The sequence below is a fragment of the Streptomyces capoamus genome (genome assembly GCF_014654935.1).
GTDB classification, from domain to species: Bacteria; Actinomycetota; Actinomycetes; order Streptomycetales; family Streptomycetaceae; genus Streptomyces; species Streptomyces capoamus.
This window is the reverse complement of record NZ_BNBF01000020.1, coordinates 40,269-42,866: the sequence shown is the minus strand read 5'-3', so window position 1 is coordinate 42,866 and position 2,598 is coordinate 40,269. Positions and strand designations below refer to the sequence as shown.

Sequence of the window (2,598 nt, the reverse complement as noted above, 5' to 3'; positions counted from 1 at the left end):
CACACCTCTGTATACGTTCGACGGCCGCCAGGGGATTGCCCGTCCCCCGGCCCGCTCGCCGCGGAAGATCACATGCCCATTCTGCGCCGGCCGGGCGCGCCCCGCACGCCGTCAGTGGCCGTTCTGCGCCAGCCGCAGCAGATGGTCCGCCAGCGCCTGTCCCCCGGTGGGGTTCCGGCTGATCAGCAGCAGGGTGTCGTCGCCGGCGATCGTGCCCAGGATGTCGTGCAGCTCCGCCTGGTCGATGGCGGAGGCCAGGAACTGCGCGGCACCCGGCGGAGTGCGCAGGACCACCAGGTTCGCCGACGCCTCCGCGGAGATCAGCAGCTCCTGGGAGAGCCGCCGCATCCGCTCCTCCTTCGCCGACTCCCCGAGCGGGGCGCGCGGCGTGCGGAATCCGCCCTCGCTCGGCACCGCGTAGATCAGGTCGCCGTCGGTGTTGCGGATCTTCACCGCGTTCAGCTCGTCGAGGTCCCGGCTGAGCGTCGCCTGCGTGACGTTCAGCCCGTCGTCCGCGAGCAGCTTGGCCAGCTGGCTCTGCGACCGCACCGGCTGCCGGTTGAGGATGTCCACGATCCGGCGGTGCCGCGCGGTGCGGGTCTGCGGCACCGCGGGCCCGGCCCCCGCCGCCTGCTCGTGATCCTGCGCCTGGCTCATCGTCGTCTCATTCTCCGGATCGTCCGTCCCCGTCCACCGGGCTCGCCGCGTCGAGGATGCCGGGCAGCGCCCGGAGCAGCGCACCCGCCTCGTCGTCGCGGAGATTGAGCGGCGGCATGAGCCGTACGACGTCGGGGGCGGGCGCGTTCACCAGGAACCCGGCCTCCTGGGCCGCCTGCTGCACCTGAGGTGCGTGCGGCCCGGTGAGCACGATACCCAGGAGCAGACCCGCGCCCCGGACATAATCGATCATCGGGTGGTTCAGCGCCTCGATTCCCTCCCGCAGCCGCTCGCTCTGCCGCTTGACGTTGTCGAGCAGGTCCTCGCCTGCGATCGTGTCGAGCACGGCGAGGCCGGCGGCGCAGGCGACCGGGTTGCCGCCGAAGGTGGTGCCGTGGTGGCCGGGGCGGAGCAGTTCGGCGGCCCGGCCGAAGGCCACGGTCGCGCCGAGCGGCAGTCCGCCGCCGAGCTGCTTGGCGAGGGTGACCACGTCGGGCAGCACGCCCTCGTGGGCCTGGTACTCGAACCAGGTGCCGGTCCGGCCGATGCCGGTCTGCACCTCGTCCAGGACCAGCAGCGCGCCGGTGGCGGCGGTGATCGCGCGGGCCGCCTTCAGGTAGCCGGCCGGGGGCACGACCACGCCGTTCTCGCCCTGGATCGGCTCGATGACGACGAGGGCGGTCTCCTCGGTCACCGCGGCGGCCAGCGCCTGGGCGTCGCCGTAGGGCACGTGGGTGACCTCGCCGGGCAGCGGCAGGAAGGGTTCCTGCTTGGCGGGCTGGCCGGTGAGCGCGAGGGCGCCCATGGTGCGGCCGTGGAAGCCGCCGTCGGCGGCGACCATGCGGGTGCGCCCGGTGAGCCGGCCGATCTTGAACGCGGCCTCGTTGGCCTCGGCGCCGGAGTTGCAGAAGAAGACCCGGCCGTCCCGGCCGAAGAGCTGGAGCAGCCGTTCGGCGAGGGCGACGGTGGGTTCGGCCAGGAAGAGGTTGGAGACGTGGCCGAGGGAGGCGATCTGGCCGCTCACCGCCTCGACGATCGCGGGGTGGGCGTGGCCGAGGGCGTTGGTGGCGATGCCGCCCACGAAGTCGAGGTACTGCTTGCCGTCGGCGTCCCACAGCCGGGTGCCCTCGCCGCGGACGAGGGGCAGGCGCGGGGTGCCGTAGTTGTTCATGAGCGCGCCCTGCCACCGCTGGGTCAGTTCCTGGTTGCCCGTCACTGTGTGTCCCCCTCGGACTCGTCGGACTCGTCGGACTCGTCGGGCCCGTCGGGCACGACCATGGTGCCGATGCCCTCGTCGGTGAAGATCTCCAGCAGGATCGAGTGCGGGACCCGGCCGTCGATGACGCGGGCGGTCGTCACGCCGTTGCGCACGGCGTGCAGGCAGCCCTCCATCTTCGGCACCATGCCGGAGGACAGCTCCGGCAGCAGCTTCTCCAGCTGGGACGCGGTGAGGCGGCTGATCACCTCGTCGCTGTGCGGCCAGTCCTCGTAGAGGCCCTCGACGTCGGTGAGGACCATGAGGGTCTCGGCGCCCAGTGCCGCAGCGAGTGCCGCAGCCGCCGTATCAGCATTGACGTTGTAGACATGTCCGTCGTCCTGTGAGCGGGCGATCGAGGAGACGACCGGGATGCGGCCGTCGGCGAGCAGCGCCTCGACGGCGCCGGTGTCGATCGCGGTGATCTCGCCGACCCGGCCGATGTCGACGCGTTCGCCGTCGATCTCGGGCTGGTGCCTGGTCGCGGTGATGGTGTGCGCGTCCTCGCCGGTGAGGCCGACCGCGAGCGGTCCGTGCCGGTTGAGCAGGCCGACCAGTTCGCGCTGCACCTGCCCGGCGAGCACCATCCGGACCACGTCCATGGCGTCCTCGGTGGTGACGCGCAGGCCCGCCTTGAACTCGCTGACGATGCCGTGCCGGTCGAGGGCGGCGCTGATCTGCGGGCC

3 protein-coding genes are annotated in these 2,598 nt (G+C 72.4%); all 3 read right to left on the bottom strand.

The genetic code is table 11. The annotated features are described in order from the left end of the window. Positions 1 to 111: 111 nt before the first annotated feature. Positions 112 to 657, bottom strand: a complete 546-nt coding sequence (locus tag IE312_RS27495) for an arginine repressor (RefSeq protein WP_189985002.1) — start codon at positions 655 to 657, stop codon at positions 112 to 114. Positions 658 to 664: 7 nt separating this feature from the next. After that, positions 665 to 1,873, bottom strand: coding sequence for an acetylornithine transaminase (locus tag IE312_RS27490; RefSeq protein ID WP_189985001.1), 1,209 nt, complete (start codon positions 1,871 to 1,873; stop codon positions 665 to 667). After that, on the bottom strand, positions 1,870 to 2,598 hold a 729-nt coding region (argB, locus tag IE312_RS27485), incomplete at its 5' end, for an acetylglutamate kinase (protein ID WP_229900505.1). The genes argB and IE312_RS27490, both read right to left, overlap by 4 nt.

What these genes read in the sequence shown, in the direction of transcription:
- IE312_RS27495 (WP_189985002.1), bottom strand. Translation starts at nt 657, where the DNA reads ATGAGCCAGGCGCAGGATCACGAGCAGGCGGCGGGGGCCGGGCCCGCG.